This window comes from Micromonospora sp. CNB394, assembly GCF_000374985.1.
GTDB classification, from domain to species: Bacteria; Actinomycetota; Actinomycetes; order Mycobacteriales; family Micromonosporaceae; genus Micromonospora; species Micromonospora marina.
The window spans coordinates 1-19,599 of the sequence record NZ_KB895864.1 but is presented as its reverse complement, the minus strand read 5'-3'; the positions used below and the strand labels follow the sequence as shown (position 1 = coordinate 19,599).

General features: G+C 70.5%; 19 protein-coding genes and 1 tRNA gene. 16 read left to right on the top strand and 4 right to left on the bottom strand.

Annotated features, from left to right (window positions below; translation table 11 throughout):
- Positions 1–55: 55 nt before the first annotated feature.
- Entirely contained in the window at positions 56–307 is a 252-nt protein-coding gene (locus tag C569_RS31150; RefSeq protein ID WP_018788825.1) for a TM2 domain-containing protein, read from the bottom strand.
- 288 nt (positions 308–595) lie between these two features.
- Here C569_RS31150 and ald point away from each other — a divergent pair, with 288 nt between their 5' ends.
- The 10 genes from ald (at position 596) to C569_RS0126820 (ending at position 10,378) form a co-directional block, all read left to right on the top strand.
- Positions 596–1,711, top strand: a complete 1,116-nt coding sequence (ald, locus tag C569_RS0126865; RefSeq protein WP_018788824.1) for an alanine dehydrogenase — start codon at positions 596–598, stop codon at positions 1,709–1,711.
- An 11-nt stretch (positions 1,712–1,722) separates the two neighbouring features.
- Positions 1,723–2,694 carry a site-specific tyrosine recombinase XerD gene (locus C569_RS0126860; protein WP_018788823.1) on the top strand — a complete coding sequence of 324 codons (972 nt, stop codon included), beginning with the start codon at positions 1,723–1,725 and terminating at the stop codon, positions 2,692–2,694.
- Between the two features lie 194 nt (positions 2,695–2,888).
- A complete protein-coding gene (locus C569_RS0126855; protein WP_018788822.1) occupies positions 2,889–3,812 on the top strand; it encodes a ParA family protein in 924 nt (307 codons plus the stop codon).
- Positions 3,813–3,853: 41 nt separating this feature from the next.
- The gene (locus C569_RS0126850) at positions 3,854–4,795 is read left to right on the top strand and encodes a ScpA family protein (RefSeq protein ID WP_018788821.1); all 942 of its coding nucleotides are present in this window, start codon (positions 3,854–3,856) and stop codon (positions 4,793–4,795) included.
- 4 nt (positions 4,796–4,799) lie between these two features.
- Positions 4,800–5,702 carry an SMC-Scp complex subunit ScpB gene (scpB, locus tag C569_RS32720; RefSeq protein WP_026268695.1) on the top strand — a complete coding sequence of 301 codons (903 nt, stop codon included), beginning with the start codon at positions 4,800–4,802 and terminating at the stop codon, positions 5,700–5,702.
- Positions 5,689–6,459 carry a pseudouridine synthase gene (locus tag C569_RS0126840; RefSeq protein WP_026268694.1) on the top strand — a complete coding sequence of 257 codons (771 nt, stop codon included), beginning with the start codon at positions 5,689–5,691 and terminating at the stop codon, positions 6,457–6,459. Before scpB ends, C569_RS0126840 begins: the two co-directional genes overlap by 14 nt.
- A gap of 169 nt (positions 6,460–6,628) precedes the next feature.
- Positions 6,629–7,309 carry a (d)CMP kinase gene (gene cmk, locus C569_RS0126835; RefSeq protein ID WP_026268693.1) on the top strand — a complete coding sequence of 227 codons (681 nt, stop codon included), beginning with the start codon at positions 6,629–6,631 and terminating at the stop codon, positions 7,307–7,309.
- Positions 7,310–7,491: 182 nt separating this feature from the next.
- The gene (gene der / locus C569_RS0126830; protein WP_026268692.1) at positions 7,492–8,898 is read left to right on the top strand and encodes a ribosome biogenesis GTPase Der; all 1,407 of its coding nucleotides are present in this window, start codon (positions 7,492–7,494) and stop codon (positions 8,896–8,898) included.
- Positions 8,899–9,036: 138 nt separating this feature from the next.
- Positions 9,037–9,110 (top strand) — tRNA-Pro (locus C569_RS0126825).
- A 29-nt stretch (positions 9,111–9,139) separates the two neighbouring features.
- Entirely contained in the window at positions 9,140–10,378 is a 1,239-nt protein-coding gene (locus tag C569_RS0126820; RefSeq protein WP_231394905.1) for a tyrosine-type recombinase/integrase, read from the top strand.
- 654 nt (positions 10,379–11,032) lie between these two features.
- Here the strand turns inward: C569_RS0126820 and C569_RS0126810 are convergent.
- Positions 11,033–12,370: a hypothetical protein gene (locus tag C569_RS0126810; protein ID WP_018788814.1), complete on the bottom strand. Its 1,338-nt coding sequence runs from the start codon at positions 12,368–12,370 to the stop codon at positions 11,033–11,035.
- Positions 12,371–12,946: 576 nt separating this feature from the next.
- Between C569_RS0126810 and C569_RS0126805 the strand changes: the two genes are divergently transcribed.
- From C569_RS0126805 to C569_RS0126780, 6 genes are all read left to right on the top strand, one after another.
- Positions 12,947–13,363 carry a hypothetical protein gene (locus C569_RS0126805; protein ID WP_026268691.1) on the top strand — a complete coding sequence of 139 codons (417 nt, stop codon included), beginning with the start codon at positions 12,947–12,949 and terminating at the stop codon, positions 13,361–13,363.
- Complete coding sequence (locus tag C569_RS0126800; protein WP_018788812.1) at positions 13,360–14,799, top strand: hypothetical protein; 1,440 nt, start codon at positions 13,360–13,362, stop codon at positions 14,797–14,799. The genes C569_RS0126805 and C569_RS0126800 overlap by 4 nt, the downstream gene beginning before the upstream one ends.
- 19 nt (positions 14,800–14,818) lie before the next feature.
- Positions 14,819–15,955 carry a hypothetical protein gene (locus C569_RS0126795; protein ID WP_155945625.1) on the top strand — a complete coding sequence of 379 codons (1,137 nt, stop codon included), beginning with the start codon at positions 14,819–14,821 and terminating at the stop codon, positions 15,953–15,955.
- Positions 15,952–16,461, top strand: a complete 510-nt coding sequence (locus C569_RS0126790) for a DUF4913 domain-containing protein (RefSeq protein WP_018788810.1) — start codon at positions 15,952–15,954, stop codon at positions 16,459–16,461. Before C569_RS0126795 ends, C569_RS0126790 begins: the two co-directional genes overlap by 4 nt.
- A gap of 402 nt (positions 16,462–16,863) precedes the next feature.
- Positions 16,864–17,277, top strand: coding sequence for a hypothetical protein (locus C569_RS0126785; RefSeq protein WP_018788809.1), 414 nt, complete (start codon positions 16,864–16,866; stop codon positions 17,275–17,277).
- On the top strand, positions 17,270–17,908 hold the full coding sequence (locus tag C569_RS0126780; RefSeq protein ID WP_018788808.1) for a hypothetical protein: 639 nt from the start codon (positions 17,270–17,272) through the stop codon (positions 17,906–17,908). Before C569_RS0126785 ends, C569_RS0126780 begins: the two co-directional genes overlap by 8 nt.
- A gap of 5 nt (positions 17,909–17,913) precedes the next feature.
- On the opposite strand, the gene C569_RS32715 is transcribed toward C569_RS0126780, so the two are convergent.
- Both C569_RS32715 and C569_RS33430 read right to left on the bottom strand, forming a co-directional pair.
- Positions 17,914–18,981: an ISAs1 family transposase gene (locus C569_RS32715; protein ID WP_231394906.1), complete on the bottom strand. Its 1,068-nt coding sequence runs from the start codon at positions 18,979–18,981 to the stop codon at positions 17,914–17,916.
- A 472-nt stretch (positions 18,982–19,453) separates the two neighbouring features.
- A partial coding sequence (locus C569_RS33430; protein ID WP_196806791.1) for a transposase occupies positions 19,454–19,599 on the bottom strand: 146 nt, incomplete at its 5' end.

Genomic DNA, 19,599 nt, shown 5'->3' with positions numbered 1-19,599 from the left:
GACGAAGGGGCCGTGCGGTGCGACGCACCGCACGGCCCCTTCCGTGTGCCGGCGCTCAGTCCCGCAGCGGCCGGCCCTGCCCGTCGACGCCACCGTTGACGAGGATCAGGATGCCGTCGATGGTGCCCCAGAGCGCGCCGAAGCCGCAGGTCACGACGCTCACCACGAGCTGGAGGACGCCGGTCTTGGTGTCGCCCATGTAGAACCGCCCGGCGCCGAAGAACCCGAGCACAATGCCGAGAACACCCGCGACGACCTTGCTCTTGTCCGAGACGCCCTGCGGGTACTGCTGATAAGGAGTGGTCATGGGCGGACACAATAGTGATCGCTTCACGTCCTGTCGGTCTCGCCGCTCGCCCGGTGGGAAGATGTCACCGAACTTTGTCCTGTCGGCGGAGGGCGTCTCCACCGGGCAGTCCACGGCATGCCTGACACACCGTCAGGACCAGCGGGTACCGGATGTCACAGTGTCGCCGTCCGTGGGCTTCCCGCGGGCCTAGACTGCCGCCGGCGGGACAGGAGGACCGCGCCGGCAACGGAGCCGGCACGGCCACGCAGTCGGGGGTGAGCCGCCCCGGAGGAAGGTGTCTGCATCGTGAAGGTCGGAATCCCCCGCGAGGTCAAGAACCACGAGTACCGGGTGGCGATCACGCCCGCCGGCGTCAACGAGTTCACCCGCCACGGCCACGAGGTCTTCGTGGAGGCCGGCGCCGGCGTCGGCTCCAGCATCACCGACGACGAGTTCGCCGCCGCCGGCGCGAAGATCCTGGCCACCGCCGACGAGGTGTGGGACACCGCCGAGCTGGTGCTCAAGGTCAAGGAGCCGATCGCCGAGGAGTACCACCGGATGCGCGAGGGACAGGTGCTGTTCACGTACCTGCACCTGGCCGCGTCCCGCGAGTGCACCGACGCGCTTGTCGACCGGAAGGTCACCGGCATCGCGTACGAGACGGTCGAGCTGCCCGACCGCTCGCTGCCGCTGCTCGCCCCGATGTCCGAGGTGGCCGGCCGCCTCGCCCCGCAGGTGGGCGCCTTCTACATGATGCGCACCGGCGGCGGGCGCGGCGTGCTGCCCGGCGGCGTCTCCGGCGTGTACGCGGCCAAGACCGTGGTCATCGGCGCGGGCGTGTCCGGCCTGAACGCCGCCGCCATCGCGCTGGGCCTGCAGTCCGAGGTGCTGCTGCTGGACAAGAACGTGGCCCGGCTGCGCTCCGCCGACGCCATCTACCGGGGCCACCTGCAGACCGTCGCCTCCAACGCGTACGAGATCGAGCGGGCCGTGCTCGACGCGGACCTGGTCATCGGCGCGGTGCTGGTGCCCGGCGCGAAGGCCCCGAAGCTCATCTCCAACGAGCTGGTCTCCCGGATGAAGCCCGGCAGCGTGCTCGTCGACATCGCCATCGACCAGGGCGGCTGCTTCGAGGACTCGCGCCCGACCACGCACGCCGACCCGGTCTACAAGGTGCACGACTCGATCTTCTACTGCGTGGCGAACATGCCCGGCGCGGTGCCGAACACCAGCACCTACGCGCTGACGAACGTCACCCTGCCGTACGCCCTCGAACTCGCGAACCAGGGCTGGCAGCAGGCGCTGCGCAACGACCCGGCGCTGGCCCTGGGCCTGAACACCCACGCCGGGAAGGTCGTCTACGGCCCGGTCGCCGAGGCGCACGGCATGGACGTGCTGCCGCTGGACGAGGTGCTGAGCTGACCGAAGCCGCCGTGCGCAGGGCCGGCGCGGAACCCGCGCCGGCCCTGCGCCGTGCGGTCCGGACCTACCTGGACCACCTCACCGTCGAGCGCGGGCTGTCCGCGAACACGCTCGCGTCGTACCGCCGGGACCTGGACCGCTACCTCGCCACGCTCGCCGCGGCCGGGGTGGACGACCTGGCCGCCGCCGGGCCCGCGCAGGTCGAGGCCCACCTGGTCCGGCTGCGCGCGGGCGACGACGACCACCCGCCGCTGGCCGTCTCCTCCGCCGCCCGCGCCGCCAGCGCGGTCCGCGGTCTGCACCGCTTCGCGCTACGTGAGGGACTCGCCGGCGCCGACCCCAGCCGCGACGTCCGCCCGCCCGCGCCGCCGCGCCGGCTGCCCCGCGCGCTGCCCGTGGACGCGGTCCTGCGGCTGCTGGAGGCCGCCGATCTGCCCGGTGCCACCGGCGACGCCGCGGCCCGCGCGCTGCGCGACCGGGCGCTGCTGGAGTTCCTGTACGGCACCGGCGCGCGCATCTCCGAGGCGGTCGGCGCGGCGGTCGACGACCTCGACCTGGACGCCGGCACCGTGCTGCTGCGCGGCAAGGGCGGCCGGACCCGGCTGGTCCCGGTCGGCGGGTACGCGGCCGGCGCGCTGCGCGCCTGGCTGGTCCGGGGCCGCCCGGCGCTGCTCGCCGCCGGGCGCGGCACCCACGCGGTGTTCGTCAACGCCCGCGGCGGCCCGCTCACCCGGCAGGGCGCCTGGGCCGTGCTGCGCACCGCCGCCGCCCGCGCCGGCCTGCCGGTGGACGGGCCCGACGCGGTCTCGCCGCACACGCTGCGTCACTCGTACGCCACGCACCTGCTCGACGGTGGCGCGGACGTACGCGTGGTGCAGGAACTTCTCGGCCACGCCTCGGTGACCACCACCCAGGTCTACACGCTGGTGACAGTGGAACGGCTGCGCGAGGTGTACGCCACCGCCCACCCCCGGGCCCGCTGAGAGCCGGCGTGGTGATCCCGGCCTGACGGGCGGCCGACACGCCGACCCGCTACCGAACGCGCTGCTGGCCGGTGGCGTACAGTCGGCATCGGCGCGGGCCTCCAGGTGCGACGGACCGGAGGTGCGCAGCGGCGCCGCGAGGGACGTCGGACGGCTCCGACGCCAGGTGGTCGTCGGGAGGGGGCAACGAGGACATGGCAGGAAACGGTGACCGTGCCGAGACCTGGACGTCGGAGCTCCGTGAGCAGCAGGCGACGCTCGGCGCCGATCTCGGCCCCGCCGACCCGGCCGCCTACACCATGCGCAAGCCGATCCCCGAACCCATGCCGACCGACCGGCACGGCCCGGCGCGGATCATCGCGATGGCCAACCAGAAGGGCGGCGTCGGCAAGACCACGACGACCATCAACCTGGGTGCCGCCCTGGCCGAGTACGGCCGCAAGGTGCTGCTCGTCGACTTCGACCCGCAGGGCGCCCTCTCCGTCGGGCTGGGCGTCAACCCGCACAACCTGGACCTGTCGGTCTACAACCTGCTGATGCAGGACGACGTCACCGCCGAGGACGTCCTGATCAAGACCGACGTGGCCGGGCTGCACCTGCTGCCCGCGAACATCGACCTCTCCGCCGCCGAGATCCAGCTGGTGAACGAGGTCGCCCGCGAGATGGCACTGGCGCGGGTGCTGCGCAGCATCCGCAAGGAGTACGACTTCATCCTGATCGACTGCCAGCCCTCGCTGGGCCTGCTGGCGATCAACGCGCTCACCGTCGCGCACGGCGTGCTCATCCCGCTGGAGTGCGAGTTCTTCAGCCTGCGCGGTGTGGCGCTGCTGCTGGACACCATCGACAAGGTGCGCGAGCGGCTCAACTTCGACCTGGAACTCGAAGGCATCCTCGCCACCATGTACGACAGCCGCACCACCCACTGCCGCCAGGTGCTGCAGCGGGTGGTCGAGGCGTTCGGCGACAAGGTCTACCAGACCGTCATCACCAAGACGGTGAAGTTCCCGGAGTCCACGGTGGCCGGTGCGCCGATCACCACCCTCGACCCGGCCTCCTCCGGCGCGCGCAACTACCGGCAGCTCGCGCGGGAGGTCATCGCCGCCCAGACGGACCGGTAGGGCGCACGCCGGCCGCCCGCCGCGTCGTCTACGGTTTCCCGGTGACCGCACCGCCCCTCGACCCGCCGCACGGCCCCGGCGACCCCGCCGCCGCCGTCGAGGTCGACGGCGCGGTGCCCGCCACCTCGGAGACCAGCGGCTTCACGGTCCGGCTGGACAACTTCGCCGGCCCGTTCGACCTGCTGCTCCAGCTCATCAGCAAGCACAAGCTGGACGTCACCGAGGTCGCCCTGCACAAGGTCACCGACGAGTTCATCGCGTACCTGCGCGCCATGGGCGACCAGTGGGACCTGGACGAGACGAGCGAGTTCCTGCTGGTGGCCGCCACGCTGCTCGACCTGAAGGCGGCCCGGCTGCTGCCCTCGGCCGAGGTCGAGGACGAGGCGGACCTGGCGCTGCTGGAGGCGCGTGACCTGCTGTTCGCCCGGCTGTTGCAGTACAAGGCGTACAAGGAGGCCGCCGCGCACATCGCCGAGCTGGAGGCGGTCGGCGGCCGGCGCTACCCGCGGGCGGTGACCCTCGAACCGCGGTACGCCGAGGCGCTGCCCGACCTGGTGCTCGGCATCGGTCCGGAGCGGCTGCGCAAGCTCGCGGTGAAGGCGATGAGCCCGAGACCGGTGCCCGAGGTCTCCATCGCGCACGTGCACATGGTCCGGGTCAGCGTCCGGGAACACGCCGGCATCATCGCCGACCGGCTGCGCCGCGCCGGGGTCGCCACGTTCTCGCTGCTCTGCGCCGACTGCGAGATGACGCTCGAGGTGGTGGCCCGGTTCCTGGCGCTGCTGGAGCTGTACCGGCAGGGCCTCGTCGCGTTCGTGCAGGAACAGGCGCTGGAGGAGCTGACCGTCCGCTGGACCGGCCCGGCTGACGGCGGGGCCGAGCTGACGGTCGACGAGTACGCCGGCAGCCCCGAACCCACCACCACGTCCGTCCCCGCCGCGCCGGCCGACGCGGCCGACGAACCCGCACCGACGCAGGAGTGAACGGATGAGCGACCAGGAACGCCGCGACTCCCTGGCCGACCAGGCCGCCGCCTGGGTGCCCCCATGGGAGCGTCCCGCCCCGCGCAAGCCCGCCCCGGACGACTCCGGCGCCACCGCCGAGCAGCCGGACCCGGCGGGGCCGATCCCTTCCAAGATCGCCACAACCGGGCCGGATCTTGGTACGGGGGCGCCCCCCGAGGGGTGGGACCCCACCAAGATCTCGGGAGAGAGCGGGTCGGACGTCGGCACGTCCGGGCGGAACCCGGCGGATCAGGGGAGCGGGGAAGCGGCAACGGGCGGCGTACCCCCTGGGCGGGGACGGCGGCGGGCGGTGCCGGAACCGGCGCCCGCGCCCGTCCTCGACCACGCGGAGCTGCGCGGCGCCCTGGAGGCGATCCTGCTCGTGGTCGACCAGCCGGTCAGCGAACTGGTCCTGGCCGAGGTCCTCGAACAGGCCCCGGAACGGGTCGGCGCGATGCTCGACGAGATCGCCGCCGGATACACCGCCGCCGGACACGGATTCGAACTGCGCCGGGCCGCGGGTGGCTGGCGTCTCTACACGCGGCCGGAATACGCGACGTACGTGGAACGGTTCGTGCTGGACGGGCAGTCCGTACGACTGACCCAGGCCGCGCTGGAGACGCTCGCCGTGGTCGCCTACCGGCAGCCGGTGACCCGTTCCCGCATCTCGGCCATCCGGGGTGTCAACTGCGACGGGGTGCTCCGTACCCTGGTGGGTCGCGGCCTGGTCGAGGAGTGCGGCACCGAAGCGGACAGCGGGGCCTACCTCTACCGGACCACCACCATGTTCCTGGAGAAGCTGGGGCTCAACTCGGTGGACGACCTGCCGCCGCTCGCCCCGTTCCTCCCCGACGACGTAGAAGAGCTTGCCGATGCGACGCGATGACCGTGCCCCGAAGCCCGACGCCCCCGTGTACGAGGGCGCCGAGCGCCTCCAGAAGGTGCTCGCCGCCGCGGGGGTGGGTTCCCGGCGCGCCTGCGAAGACCTGATCTTCCGGCGCCGGGTCACAGTGAACGGGCGGGTGGCGCAGCTCGGCGACAAGGCCGACCCGGCCCGCGACGTGATCGTCGTCGACGGCGAACGGCTCCAGGCCGACGTCCGCCTGGTCTACGTGGCGATGAACAAGCCGCGCGGCGTGGTCACCACCATGGCCGACGAGAAGGGCCGCACCGAACTCGCCGACTTCATCGGCGCGCGGCTGGAGCAGCGGGTCTACCACGTCGGGCGGCTGGACGCCGACAGCGAGGGCCTGCTCCTGCTCACAAACGACGGCACCCTCGCCCACAAGCTCATGCACCCGTCGTACGAGGTTCTCAAGACCTACCTCGCCGAGGTGGCCGGGCCGATCCCGCGCAACCTCGCCAAGCGGCTGACCACCGGCGTCGAGCTGGAGGACGGGCCGGTGAAGGTCGACGGGTTCAAGCTGGTCGACACACTCGGCAAGACCGCCCAGGTGGAACTGACCCTGCACGAGGGGCGCAAACACATCGTCCGGCGCCTGATGGCCGAGGTGGGACACCCGGTGTCCCGTCTGGTCCGTACCTCGATCGGTCCGATCAAGCTCGGCGACCTGCGCACCGGGCGGCTGCGGCGGCTCACCAACGCGGAGGTCGCCGCCCTGTTCAAGGCGGTGGGTGACTGACCCGCCGATCCGGGTACGGCTCCCGGTAGGCTTCGACGCGGTCCGCGGCCGGCACACGCCAGCTGGCGGGACGCCCGCGCGGCGCGGGCATGATTGACGACAGAACCATCCGCTCAACGGCGCCTGACGAAAAGGGCGACCCGCGAGGTACGGGCTGAGGAGGACAACGGTGGAGGAAAACGTACGGGCCGGGCGATGCGTGGTCGCTGTGGACGGGCCGTCCGGTTCGGGGAAGTCCACCGTGTCGCGGCGACTGGCGACCGGCCTCGGCGCCCGCTACCTCGATACCGGCGCCATGTACCGGGCGCTGACCTGGGCGGTCCTGCGCTCCGGCGTGGAACTCACCGACGCCGAGTCGGTCGCGAAGGTCGCCGCCGAGGCCGACCTGCGCATCGGCACCGACCCCCAGGGGTACGCCGTGACAGTCGACGGCACCGACGTGTCCACCGCCATCCGCGGCGCCGAGGTGACCGGAGCGGTGTCCGCGGTCGCCGCCGTCGCCGCCGTACGCGAACTGCTCGTCGACCGGCAGCGGCGGGTGATCGCCGACGCGGGCCGGATCGTGGTCGAAGGCCGGGACATCGGCTCGGTGGTCGCGCCCGACGCGGACCTGAAGGTCTACCTGACCGCCTCCGAGGCGGCGCGCGCGCAGCGGCGCAGCGCCGAGGACGCCGCCGACGTCGCGGCGACCGCCGCCGACCTGTCCCGCCGGGACCGGCTCGACTCGACCCGCAAGGTCAACCCGCTCCAGCAGGCCCCCGACGCGATCGTGCTGGACACCACCGAGCTGGGCATCGACGAGGTAGTGGCCCGGCTGCGCGAGATGCTCACCGAGCGGGGTGTCGCGTGAGCGCGAGGAGTGAGCGGGTTGTGCGAGCCCCGCAGTCGCGAACGAAGGGCGGCATCGCGTGAGCGCGAGGAGTGAGCGGGTTGTGCGAGCCCCGCAGTCGCGAACGAAGGGCGGCATCGCGTGAGCGCGAGGAGTGAGCGGGTTGTGCGGGCCCCGCAGTCGCGAACGAAGGGCGGTGCCGCGTGAGCGAGGATTTCGGAGGCTGGGTGGAGTTGCGTGAGCCGGAGGCCGACTCCGGTGAGCCGACCGGCCCACAGCCCGTCGTAGCAGTGGTAGGCCGTCCCAACGTCGGCAAGTCCACGCTCGTCAACCGCATTATCGGCCGCCGGCAGGCGGTCGTGGAGGACATCCCCGGCGTGACCCGGGACCGGGTGCCCTACGACGCGCAGTGGAACGGCCGGGCGTTCACAGTGGTGGACACCGGCGGCTGGGAGCCCGACGCCAAGGACCGGGCCGCGGCCATCGCCGCGCAGGCCGAGACGGCGGTGGTCACCGCCGACGTGGTGCTGTTCGTGGTGGACGCCATGGTCGGCTCGACCGACGTGGACGAGGCCGCGGTGAAGATGCTGCGCCGCAGCGCCAAGCCGGTGATCCTGGTCGCCAACAAGGCCGACAACACCACCATCGAGATGGAGGCGACCTCGCTGTGGTCGCTCGGCCTCGGTGAGCCGTTCCCGGTCTCGGCGCTGCACGGCCGCGGCTCCGGCGACCTGCTCGACGCGATCCTGGACGCGCTGCCCGAGGCGCCGAAGATCGTGGAGAACCGGCCGCGCGGCCCGCGCCGGGTGGCGCTCGTGGGCCGCCCCAACGTGGGCAAGTCCAGCCTGCTCAACCGCTTCTCCGGCGAGGAACGGGCGGTGGTCGACTCGGTCGCGGGCACCACTGTGGACCCGGTCGACAGCCTGGTCGAGATCGGCGGCGAGACGTGGCAACTGGTCGACACCGCCGGTCTGCGCAAGCGGGTCGGCAAGGCCAGCGGCACCGAGTACTACGCCAGCCTCCGTACCGCCTCGGCGATCGAGGCGGCCGAGGTCGCCGTGGTGCTGATCGACTCCAGCGAGGTGATCAGCGAGCAGGACCAGCGGATCCTCACCATGGTCGTCGAGTCCGGCCGGGCGCTGGTCATCGCGTTCAACAAGTGGGACCTGGTCGACGGCGACCGCCGCTACTACCTGGACAAGGAGATCGACCGGGAGCTGCGGCGCATCCCCTGGGCGATCCGGCTGAACCTGTCCGCGAAGACCGGCCGCGCCGTCGACAAGCTAGCGCCCGCGCTGCGCAAGGCCCTGGCCAGCTGGGAGACGCGCATCCCCACCGCGCAGCTCAACCAGTGGCTCACCGCGCTGGTCCAGGCCACCCCGCACCCGGTACGCGGCGGACGCGCGCCGCGCATCCTGTTCGCCACCCAGGCCGGGGCGGCACCGCCGCGCTTCGTGCTGTTCACCACCGGCCCGCTGGACGCCGGCTACCAGCGCTTCGTCGAGCGCAAGCTCCGCGAGGAGTTCGGCTTCGAGGGCAGCCCGATCGAGATCTCGGTACGCCCGCGCAAGAAGCTGGGCCCCGGCGGCCGGGGCAAGGCCCACGGCTGACCCGCTCCCTGCCGCACGCCACCCTCCTAGGACGCTCTAGGGGATGTGGCGCGCGGCGCGGGAGGGGCCTCTGCGCACGGTGCGAAGATCCTGCGCTAAGCTGTATCGGCTGCCGCGGGGGAGACCTGGCGGGGGCATCGGGACGTGGCGCAGCTTGGTAGCGCACTTGACTGGGGGTCAAGGGGTCGTCGGTTCGAATCCGGCCGTCCCGACTGGTATTCACCAGCGGATATAGAAGATCATGTGTGATCTTGCGGTAACGCTGGCGGTAACGGAGATCGCTGAACGTGGGCTGCATCCCTCGATCCCGTTACTGCGGAGGTGCAGCCGCATGGCTGTCTACAGCTACCGCCTCGCCAACGGCCAAGCCGGCTGGTTCTTCATCATCGACCTTCCGCCCGACGCGAACGGGCGCCGTCGCCAGCACAAGCGGCAGGGGTTCGCCAACCAGGCCGCAGCGTTGAAGGCGGAGGACGAAGCGCGCGCCGCGTACGGCGGAGCGGATCTCGGAGCGGACGGCAGCGTCGCCGCGGAGTTGGAGAGCTGGCTCAACGAGCGCGAGTTGGACGTCCAGGAGACAACGCTCAGCAACTACCGGGACGTCATTCGTTGCTACGTGGTGCCGCACATCGGCGGCCGGCAGCTCTATGCACTCGACAAGCGGGTCATCCACGACCTCTACAAGAAGCTGCTGAAGAGTGGCGGCAAGAACGGTACGCCGCTGTCGCCGACCACCGTCCGCATCGTGCACCGGATCCTGATGAAGGCACTGGGTGACCTTGGGGTCAACGTCGACGGTGTACGGCAACCCCGGCAGGCCGAGCGGGAGACGATGGGGCGTAAGGGCGTCTGGACGCCGACGCAGTCGGCGAAGTTCCTGAAGCACCACGCCGACCACCGGCTGCGTGCTGCGTGGGTGCTGGCAATCGTGGTCGGTGCCCGGCGAGGGGAACTGGCCGGTCTGAAGTGGCCGCGGGTCGACCTCGACCGGGGTGTCCTGCTGCTGCACTGGCAACGCACCACGACCAGCAACGGGGTGGTGGAGAAGGCGCCCAAGGGCAAGAGCAAGCGGGCGGTGGCGCTCGGACCGGCCCTTGTAGCGGAGCTGCTCGCCCACCAGACGCGCCAGGCGGTGGAAAAGGCCGACGCCGGCGTCCTCTACCACGACGGCGGTTACCTGTTCTGCCGAGAGGACGGGGAGCCGTACTACCCCAAGTACTTCACCGACCAGTGGGCGAAGGCGTGCGTTGACGCCGGCGTTCCGGTGATCGCCTTGCACGATGCGCGGCACACCTCCGCTACCACCGGTGCTGACGCTGGCGTTCCCGAGCACGTGATGCAGCGGCGGCTCGGTCACGCCGACAGTCGGACCACGCGGGAGGTCTACACCCACGTGTTGCCGGAGAGCGAGCGTCGGGCAGCGGAGCTGATGGAGGCGGTGCTCGGAGACGCTGCAACCTGGTCACCGTCAGCCAACTGAGCTTCACGGCGAGCTGTAGTGCCGCGCTGCGGGCCTTCTCTCTGGATGCCGTGCCTGCTGCTGGTTGGCAGCGGACCGGCAACTACCGGACCGCATGGTCCTACCCAACACCGGGAGGCACCTGGTGGGCCGATGACGGCAGGGGAGGGAGAAGGCGATGTCGACTACCACCGCCGTAGGACGTGGAGCGGAGCCGGCCGGCAGCAGGGACGTGTGGACCATGGAGGCCGTGCGAGCGCTTGGAACCACTACCGATGTGGAGACTGCGGGATCAGTCTTGGGCATCGGGCGGACAAAGGCCTACGCGTTGGCCAAGGCGGGCCAGTTCCCGGTGCGGGTTCTGCGCGTGGGGCGCCGGTACCTCGTGCCGGTCCCAGCAATCCTCAAGCTGCTCGACCTCGAGTAGCGGTAGTCGCCGGGCTTCGTGGGCTCTCGTTGACAGGAGCAGCAAGGACTGACGCCAGCATCTTGTCGCTCCACTCGGCCAACTCAGCCGTGACATGGTGGCAACCCGCGGACGATGAAGCGGCATCGGGCCATATGCCGCAAGCGTTGGCCTCCCGTCACAGCACCCCATCAGCGATTCTGGCGGTCAGCTGTTCGTCCGGTCCATTTCGCCGTGTGTCGTCGTCACGACCGCAGTGCGGGGAGACCTCAGGCGACGTGGTCGCGCGGCAACGCCCTTGCGGGCAGGACCAGCACCTTCCCGTTCTCCCGCTCGACGAGTCCGATCTCGACATCGGGAAGCTCCGAAACGGCGACGGACTCCTCAGCCGCAAGTTGGCGCAGGCGGCCCGGCCAGCCAAGCAGGTTGTTCACCTCACCTTGCGTGAGAAGGCGGTCCGTGAAGCTCTTGGAAGGAGCGCGGAGCCGGAGTTCCGCCAGTCCGGCCAGGAGTGCGTGCATCTCGTCCTGTAGCTCGTCCACGCTTCGCTGCTCGTCCTGCAGCATCGTCGTGAAGCGACGGAAGTTCAGCTCCGGAGACTTCTGCGCGTGCTCCACAGCTTGAAGAACTGCGACACGTCGTTTCGTGGCGATCGCGAGCGAGGCGAGCCGGAGCTGGATGCGGAAGGTGCCGTTGGGCTGGTCGATGCCGGGGAATGCCTTGATGAGGTCAGCGATCTCTACACCATCAGAAGAGAACGCAGCGAGTTTCGCCCGCCATGTGCTGGCCCTACGGGTGGCTGCGGCGATGGCAGTGTCGACGGTGTGCACCGCGGCGTCCAGGCCAAGGGAATGCCCGGCCTCACCCTTGTCGAGCAGGAGCGCGGCAGTTCTCTCGACGGCGGCCGTCGCCGCGTTGAGGCGATCGCGCTCGGCGTCGAGGTCACCGGCGGTCAGATCCTCGAGAAGCTCGGTGACTCTCTCCATGGCCTTGCGGCGTTGCTCCTCGGCATACACGCTGGCAGCGGTGGCGACGGCGAGCAGAACGAACGCTGCTGCGGCGGTGACCATGCCGGCGCCGGTCGCCGCCTTTGCGGTGCCGCTCATCGCCCCGGTAACGCCTGGTCGTGACGCGTCGGCTGTCACTGGGACGAAGGTAGCCTGCTTCACGATTCCCGACTTTCCCAGGATGGCACCATGGATCCCGCTGTCGATGCCCTTGGCAGGCATGGGCCGAACTAGACCTTCGCCGAGCTGTGCTGCCACCGACTTCGGCACCACCATGCGGTACAGCGTCTCGGTCGACTTGGTGGCGCTGGCCGCCCCTGAGGAAGCGTTCGCCGGCACCTTCAACAGGTTCCGGAGCTGCACGGCAAGAGGCGAAGCGGCGTCGAGGAGTCTTCCGCCTCGGAGGTCGGCCTCTGCGGGGAGCGGATACGCCTCCACCGTGACCAGCGGCGTTTCGAGAAACGCGGCGAGCGCCTGTCGCAGCCCGGCAAGCCGCTCCGGGGTCATCCCCTTGTGGTCCACAGGAAGCTCAGCTGCCCGCGAAACCTTCTCGGGGTCCGTCGCCAGGGTCCAAACCGGCACCTGCAAGTGGTCCGTCACGCCGTTCCGCCGTTCCTAGTCGTGGCGAGCGCCTTCGAGACTAACCATTGCTCTGCCGAGAGCAAGATATGGCCATTGCTTATCGATCTGCGACCGGGCGCGGTCGCAGATCGGCAATGGAGGCAGCTCCGCGCCCGCAGCGCCGGCCCCGCTTGGGCGTCCGGTTGCATGCGGCCAGGTAGGTGCGGACGAACGGGACCAGTCTCCGGCCCACGCCTACGCCCAGGCCTGATGGACGGCACAGGCGCGCAGGCCGCAGGATAACCCCTGCTACCGCGCCGCTTCCGCTCCTCGCCGCTGCGCGGCTGCGGTGCGGGTCGGCTTGCTCTCGAATGGCTACCGCAGCGCCCGCCGGCGACCGCAACGACGCCAGCAGGTCGGGCAGGCGCCAGCTTGGCCTTCCCGGACCAGGACGTCAGACCGCGCCCCGAGCTGGTCTATACCCGAGCGTCGTCGGTGGGTACACGGACGGACCTCACCCAGGCATACGTGGCGAGACCTTGTACGCCGACAAGCCGGCGTTGGTAGCCCTGGACGCTCACTTGCCGGCAGCGCCCAGGGCACACAGTGGCGGCGATGGACAACGATCAGCCCGCCCCACCCCGCAAGGCCCGGCACCGTGCCCACCATCGACCGGCCCGCCCGCACGCGATGCTGCTCCGACTGTCGGACGAGGAAAAGGCTGCGATCGACGCGGCAGCCGCAGCTGCGGACCTGACCGCCACGGGATACGCAGCCAAGGCGGTTGTCGCCGCCGCGACCGCCGGCCAGGCTGCCAGCGACGCGATCGGTGACCTGCGAGGCCTGCAGCATGAGCTGTTCGCCGCCCGCCGGGCCGTGGTGATGTTTGGCAACAACGTCAACCAGGCCGCTGCGGCCCTTAACGCCATCGGCCAGCTGCCGGAGTGGACCACCGACGCCGTCCGCCTTTGTGCCGCAGCGGTGGCTCGGCTCGACGAGGTGATCTCCCTGGTCCATCGGAGACTGCGGTGATCACCCGCGTGCACCGACGCGGTTCGCGGGTCGGCGGACTGCTGCGCTACCTGTGGGGCCCGGGTAAGGCGGAGGAGCACGCCAACCCCCACCTGGTGGCCGCCTGGGACGGCGCGGGGTCGCTGGCGGATCTGGAGCCGAACGTCACCGCCCGCGGCAAGCGGGACATCCGGGCGCTGACTGCGCTACTCGAGCAACCGGTCCGGGCGGGCTACCGGCCGCCGAACAAGTTCGTCTGGCACGCCAGCATGCGGCTGGCGCCCGAGGACCGGCACCGCACCATCAGTGACTCGACGTGGGCAGGCATGGCGGTGCAGATGCTCACTGAGGTCGGTGTCGCCACCACCGCCGCTGATCCGGGCCTGCGGTGGATCGCCATGCGGCATGCCGATGACCACGTGCACATCGTTGCCACGCTGGTGCGCGAGGACGGGCGTACCAACTGGATGCGCAACGACTACCCGCGCTGCGTCAAGGCCACCTACCACGTCGCCCGCCGCTACAACCTGCACCGCCGGATCCCGCCGGCGGACCGGACCGCCCACCGCCGTCCCCACCCGGTGGAGGTCAGCAAGGCCCGCCGCACCGGCCGCGCCCAGACACCCCGCGACGAGCTGCGCCGGCGCGTACGCAGGGCGGTGGCCGCAGCCGGCTCGGAGGAGGAGTTCTTCACCCTGCTCCGGGAGGCAGGGGTGCTGGTCCGACTCCGACGCAGCAGCACCAACGCCCAGCAGATCACCGGGTACGCGGTGGCGATTCCCGGCGCCCGGACCGCCGGCGGACAACCGGTGTACTTCGGCGGCGGCCGGCTGGCGCCCGACATGACCCTGCCCAAGCTGCGGCTGCGCTGGGGTACCCCGACACCGCAGCCGACGGCACCATCGGTCGGCCGCAGCGAACGTGTCGAGGCAATGCGCCAGGCCGCCAAGGTCGCCACCGCGGCCGCCGACGACATCCGCGACGCCGCCCGCACCGAACCGGGCCGGGTGCAGGCCACCGCGGTCGCCGCGGCAGATCTGCTCACCAGCCTGGCGTACGCGATGGAGGGTGACCGGCGCGGGCCGCTGCACCGGGCCGCCGAGGTCTTCGATCGGGCGGCCCGCGACCTGTACGGGCGGGTCGCTCGGCACACCGGCCGCTGCCAGGAGACGCGCGCCATGTCGCGGCTGGTAGCGCTGATGGGCCGCATTTCCGGAGACGACGACGCCATCGCCGCACTCGCGCTGGTGATGGACCTGGCCCGCCTCGCCGACACCCTCGAGCAGCTGCGCACGGCACAGCAGCGCCTCCACCAGGCCGAGGCGGCGCGAGCCGCAGCTGGTGCGCTGCGGCTGGTAGCGGGTGGCCGGCAACCGGCGGTAACGCTGCCGCTCACTGCCATGCCCGCCTCCGAACCGACAGTGGGAGGCGGCCGACGCATGGCGCGCGGCCGCTGAGCAGGCAAGGGAGGTGCACGTGCCGCACCCGCAGCAACACGAGGACCCGATGGCCGAGACCCGCCAGCAGTTCTTGCAGGGGCTGGCCACGATGGCAACCGTCGGCGAGGCCGGCGCCCGCTGGGCCGCCGTCGGCATCCAGAACAAGGCCGCCGACCGCGAATGCCAAGCCCACCGCGACCAGGCCGCCGCGGCAGCCCGTCGCGAAGCCGACCGATTGGCAGCCAAGGTACGCGTGGACCGCGATCGGATGGCATCGTCACTCGACGGCGACTGGCTGCTCAACAAGGCCACCTTCGCCGAGGCCGCCGCCGTCTGGCGGACCGCGACGATCCACGCCAGCGCCGACCCGGTCGCCCGGCGGGCAGCGGAGTTCGCCGAGCAACGACTACGCCAGTTCCGCCCCGACCTGATAGCCGCCTACGAACGACACCGGCAAGCCGGCAGCGCTATCCCCGAGGCCATGCGCGCCGCCGCCCGGGACGTGTGGGAGAACGACGCCCGCGCCGGCCGCCGGCAGCACGGCGCTCGCGCCCATGGCGGCACACCCGACCGGCAGGGAATCACCCCCGACGGACCCGCCGCCCTGCCGCAGGGTGGCCGTGGGCAGGTCGACGACTTCGACGCCGCTGTCCGGAAGGAGGCAATGACGCTGGCGGAACACGTACGGCCCGAAGCCCTCGACGAGCTACAGCGCCAATGGCGTGCCGCCGGCAAACTCCCCGCCGGCGAACCCGTGCAGCTCCTCCGGGACCTCGCGGCAGAGATGAGCCAGGCCATCAGGACCGGCGACGCCGACGGACGGCCCGTCGAAGGCATCCGCCTCGCGCAGAGTCACGTGGAGGAAGCCCTGGCCCGCGACCTGCACGGCAGAGCTGCCGCTGAGCGCGGTGAGGGAGTCCGAGACGGCGGGATGCCGGACGATCCCCGCAGCTCGGTCGACGAACACGTGACCGGGCAGACGGCGAGCGTGGTCCACGACGACAACGCCGACCATACCGCCGCCACTGCCTCAGTCCATCACGCTGAGGTACTCGCGACTCCCTCTTGGACGCAGGCCTTCCCCAAGCTTCGCGTAGCCCAGGTCAACGCGGCGGTTGCCGACAAGCAACCCGCGGCGGCGATCAAAGTGCAGATGCGAGGCAGGGTGCGATGATCACCACCACGTCCCAGCAGAACCCTAACGGTGCGGCAACCCAACTCGATGAGCTTGCCGCTGGGGTGGCGAGACTGACGAAGCAGGTTGCCGATCTCCAGCAGGCCCAGACCGAACGCGTCCGCGCCGGTGATGGGGATGATCAGCCGCCGCTGTACTCCACCGTCGAGGAGTGGGTGAACACGTACCTGCTGCCGACCTTCCCGCGCCCAGTAGGCGAGGTCGCCATGTCCCGCTGGCACTGGTGCGAGCAGTGGTGGCGCCACGACGAAGCGGTCACCCGACTGAGCGCCCTCTGGTATGGCTGGGAACAGGCCCGCCTGCAGATGACCGGCATGCTCCCCTGGCTGCGAGAGCTCGATCATCAGATGCCCATCCTCTACGGCGACGATGGACCGTTCCGCAACTGCGCTGTAAGCGACGACCTTGGCGTAGCGCAGCACTACTCATCACCGGAGGTGCCGGCCGAGCTCGCGCCCGAGAACTGGTGGAGCTGGTGGGACTGATCGGCGACGGCTACACGCATGCCCTGTGCAGGATGACGTTCTCTGCCTGCTCCGCCGCAGGGTCTTGTGATCGATGCGGCTACCTTCGCCCTGTGATTGACGAGCTGATCAGCAAGGTGGCCGTCGGGGACGACGACCGATCAGCGGCAGATCAGTGCGTTGACTCGTGCTGAGGCGCGCCCGCGGTCGTGGCGGTCGACGAATCGAACACATCGCGGACCGAGGGCGGATTGGCTGCGGGCTCCTCGTAGAGCTGTGTGAACAGCGACATCTCTACGATGCGGGGGGCAACGATCCCCGCCCGTACGGCTCAAATGGCGGTTTCGCCGGTGCTGCGGCGCCAAGGCCGGTTCTACGACACCAACGGTCACTACTAGGCAGGAAACTGACGAAACCATTCTGATGGACATGCTGATCGGTTGCCGCCTGGCCGCGGTCACGCGGCTGGCCTGGCGCTGGCCCGGTGACCCGGTCGATCTCACCGCCGGGCCGGTCCACCTCGTCGTGGACGACGGCCGTGGCCTGCTGTTCGACGGGCGCAGCGACTGGTCCATGACGATCGTGCCGACGGCTCCGGGTGACGAGGGCTGGCGGTCGGCCTACGACTACGACTACGACGGTGGCCGCTGGGTCGGGCGGGACGCCTCCGGCGAGGAGCCCTTCGCCTCAGTGATCGCGGGAGTGCTGAGCGGTTGGAACCCGGAGCACGACGAGGTCGGCCAGTTGGTCGGTGGCACCCTGCACGTCGGCGACCGTGCAGTGCGGCTGGGACTGTGGGAGGGCGAGGTGATCTCGTACGCTGCCGGGCGTGGGTGACTTCCTCAAGACGACGCTGGCACGGGTGCCGGACGGATTCGACCTTCCGGAGCCGCTGACCCTGCTCTTCGCCTGGGTCGACGAGCAGGGTTTCGTGGTGAAAGGGCACGACGGGGATCTGTACGGCTCGTTGAGCGACAACGGCTGGGTGGGCACCTCGATCGAGTTGCGTGGCTACACCGCCGAGCAGACCCTGTCGTACGCACGGTCCTGGTTCGACGAGTCGGCCCCGGATGCGGCCGCGCGGTTGTGGCCGTTCGCGCAGACTGGTGGCGAGGGTTCGATGGCCGCGCTGTGGCGCGACGGTCGGGGACAGGTGAGGATCGTTCATCTCGGTTCGGGCAGCGGCTCGATGATGACGTGTGTGCTCGCCGATGATGCGGTCGACTTTCTGCGGCTGCTGGCGATCGGTTACCGGGAGATCTGCTGGAACGAGGAGTTCAGCGCGCCGCCCGAGCCGTGGGACGCCGACCACGAGATCGTCAATGCGCCCTACCGGGACTGGCTGCACCGCACCTTCGGTGTCACCGCCCCGGCGACCGGGCTGGAGATCGTGGCGGAGCCCGCCGAGATGGGCGACGAGGACACCACGGACCCGTTTTGTCGCTGGGTCGACAATAAGGAAGTCTGAGCCCGTCACCGGGTCAGGACCAGGGCTCCGGCAAGGTAGCTATATGACCGCTTCAGGCGAGCCTGAGTAGTTGGAGTGGCCGGTACGGGTTTCGGCTGTTGTGGCGTAGGGCTGCAGCGATGGTGGTGATGCCGGTCAACCGGAGCAGGCTGATCGCCGTGTTGCGCAGAGTGGCCATGACGCGGGGTGCGTTGCCGGCGCGGAGGCGACTGGCGTCCTCGGCGTAGGTGGTGTCGCGGATGTGGTGCAGAGTTTCGATGGCCCAGTGCCCGCGCAGCCAGTCGGCCAGGTCGGCGGGGCCGGCCTGGCCGGCGGTCAGGTTGGTGATCGCGTAGATGGTGACGGTGGACCAGCGGCCGGTGGCCAGGTTCAGCCGTCGACGTCGGATCCGTAGTGCTTGCACGGCGTGGGGAAAGTCCAGGGCGAGCGGCCCGGTGCAGGTGACTGCTTGCAGGCGGCGGATGTCGTAGCGGCCGTGTCCGCGGGTGCTGGTCTCGTCCTGGGTCGGGATCTTCGCCCAGGGCAGAGTCTTGAGCTGGTGATACGTAGGCGGCGTTCTTGTCGTCGACCAGCCAGCGGGCATGCTCGCGCTGGGTGTGTAGCGCGTCGGCGGTGACGACCACCGCGGTCAGGTCGAGGGGGCGCAGCAGCGGCTGGAAGCGGGTCAGCTCGTTGGTCTTGCCGTCGACGTCGACCTGGCCCAGGACCGTCCCGGTGTGCTGGTCCAGCACGGCGAGCAGATGCACCTGGGCACCGGCCGTGCCGCTGCCGCGTAACGTCTTGCCGTCCACGCTGTACACCCGTCGCCCGGTGCCCGCCGCCGGTCGGCATGCAAGGACCCACCGGCCGACTGTGTCGTCCAGGGCGTCGGCGTCGACGCCAGCCAGGACTCGCCGGAACGTGGACTCGTCCGGAGCCCGATACACCCCGGTGAACGGATCTCGGAACACGCCCAGTTCAGCGAGGACCTGCTGCGGCGCATCAGCGGCCCATTCCGCGACCGCCGCCGCAGAGCGGGCACCGGTCAGCACCGCCGCGACGGCCGTGGCCAGGACTCCGGGCAACGCATGCACGACACCGCGAGGGTCTCGCCGGTCCGGCACCGCCGTCAACGCCGTGACCAGGCTCGACCGGCGCCCGACCGGCAACGGCTCGTCCAGGCTATCCGCGTGCACGGCCAACACGTCAATCAGCGATGATGATCCCAACGGGCGTGGTCCTCTTTGATCTTCCCAGACTCGACACCTGGATGATCATCGAAAGGCCGCGCCCGTCTCTATACCACCATGATCCGGAGTGTCCCCCACCAACCACTCGCAACGGTCATATCGCTACCTTGCCGGAGCCCTGGGCGACGAGCAGATGCACGACCTCACCGTCGCCGACACCCACACGTACTATCCTCGGTCTTTCACTTGAGCATGGATCCATAGCTTGTTATCGATGAAGTTGATTCGCGCTGGTTTTGCCGCTTTGTTGGCATGCTGAGGGCCCGGCGCTGGGCCGGGTTCCTCCGTGTTGCGGGTTGGAGCGTGAGCCTCGACGTCAGCCGGTGGGCCGGGGTAGTGCGGCGAGCTTGTTGAATGCGCTGGTCAGGGCGTTGGCCCAGGGCCAGTTGGCGGCGATGGCGAGTCGTGTCCTGCGGGCGGTGCGGGTGATCCGGGCGGCGACGTGTAGTAGCCGGTAACGCA

Coding starts and splice junctions, on each gene's coding strand:
- C569_RS31150 (WP_018788825.1), bottom strand. CDS start 307: ATGACCACTCCTTATCAGCAGTACCCGCAGGGCGTCTCGGACAAGAGC.
- C569_RS0126855 (WP_018788822.1), top strand. CDS start 2,889: ATGGCAGGAAACGGTGACCGTGCCGAGACCTGGACGTCGGAGCTCCGT.
- scpB (WP_026268695.1), top strand. CDS start 4,800: ATGAGCGACCAGGAACGCCGCGACTCCCTGGCCGACCAGGCCGCCGCC.
- C569_RS0126840 (WP_026268694.1), top strand. CDS start 5,689: ATGCGACGCGATGACCGTGCCCCGAAGCCCGACGCCCCCGTGTACGAG.
- C569_RS0126820 (WP_231394905.1), top strand. CDS start 9,140: ATGTGTGATCTTGCGGTAACGCTGGCGGTAACGGAGATCGCTGAACGT.
- C569_RS0126805 (WP_026268691.1), top strand. CDS start 12,947: ATGGACAACGATCAGCCCGCCCCACCCCGCAAGGCCCGGCACCGTGCC.
- C569_RS0126790 (WP_018788810.1), top strand. CDS start 15,952: ATGATCACCACCACGTCCCAGCAGAACCCTAACGGTGCGGCAACCCAA.
- C569_RS0126785 (WP_018788809.1), top strand. CDS start 16,864: ATGGACATGCTGATCGGTTGCCGCCTGGCCGCGGTCACGCGGCTGGCC.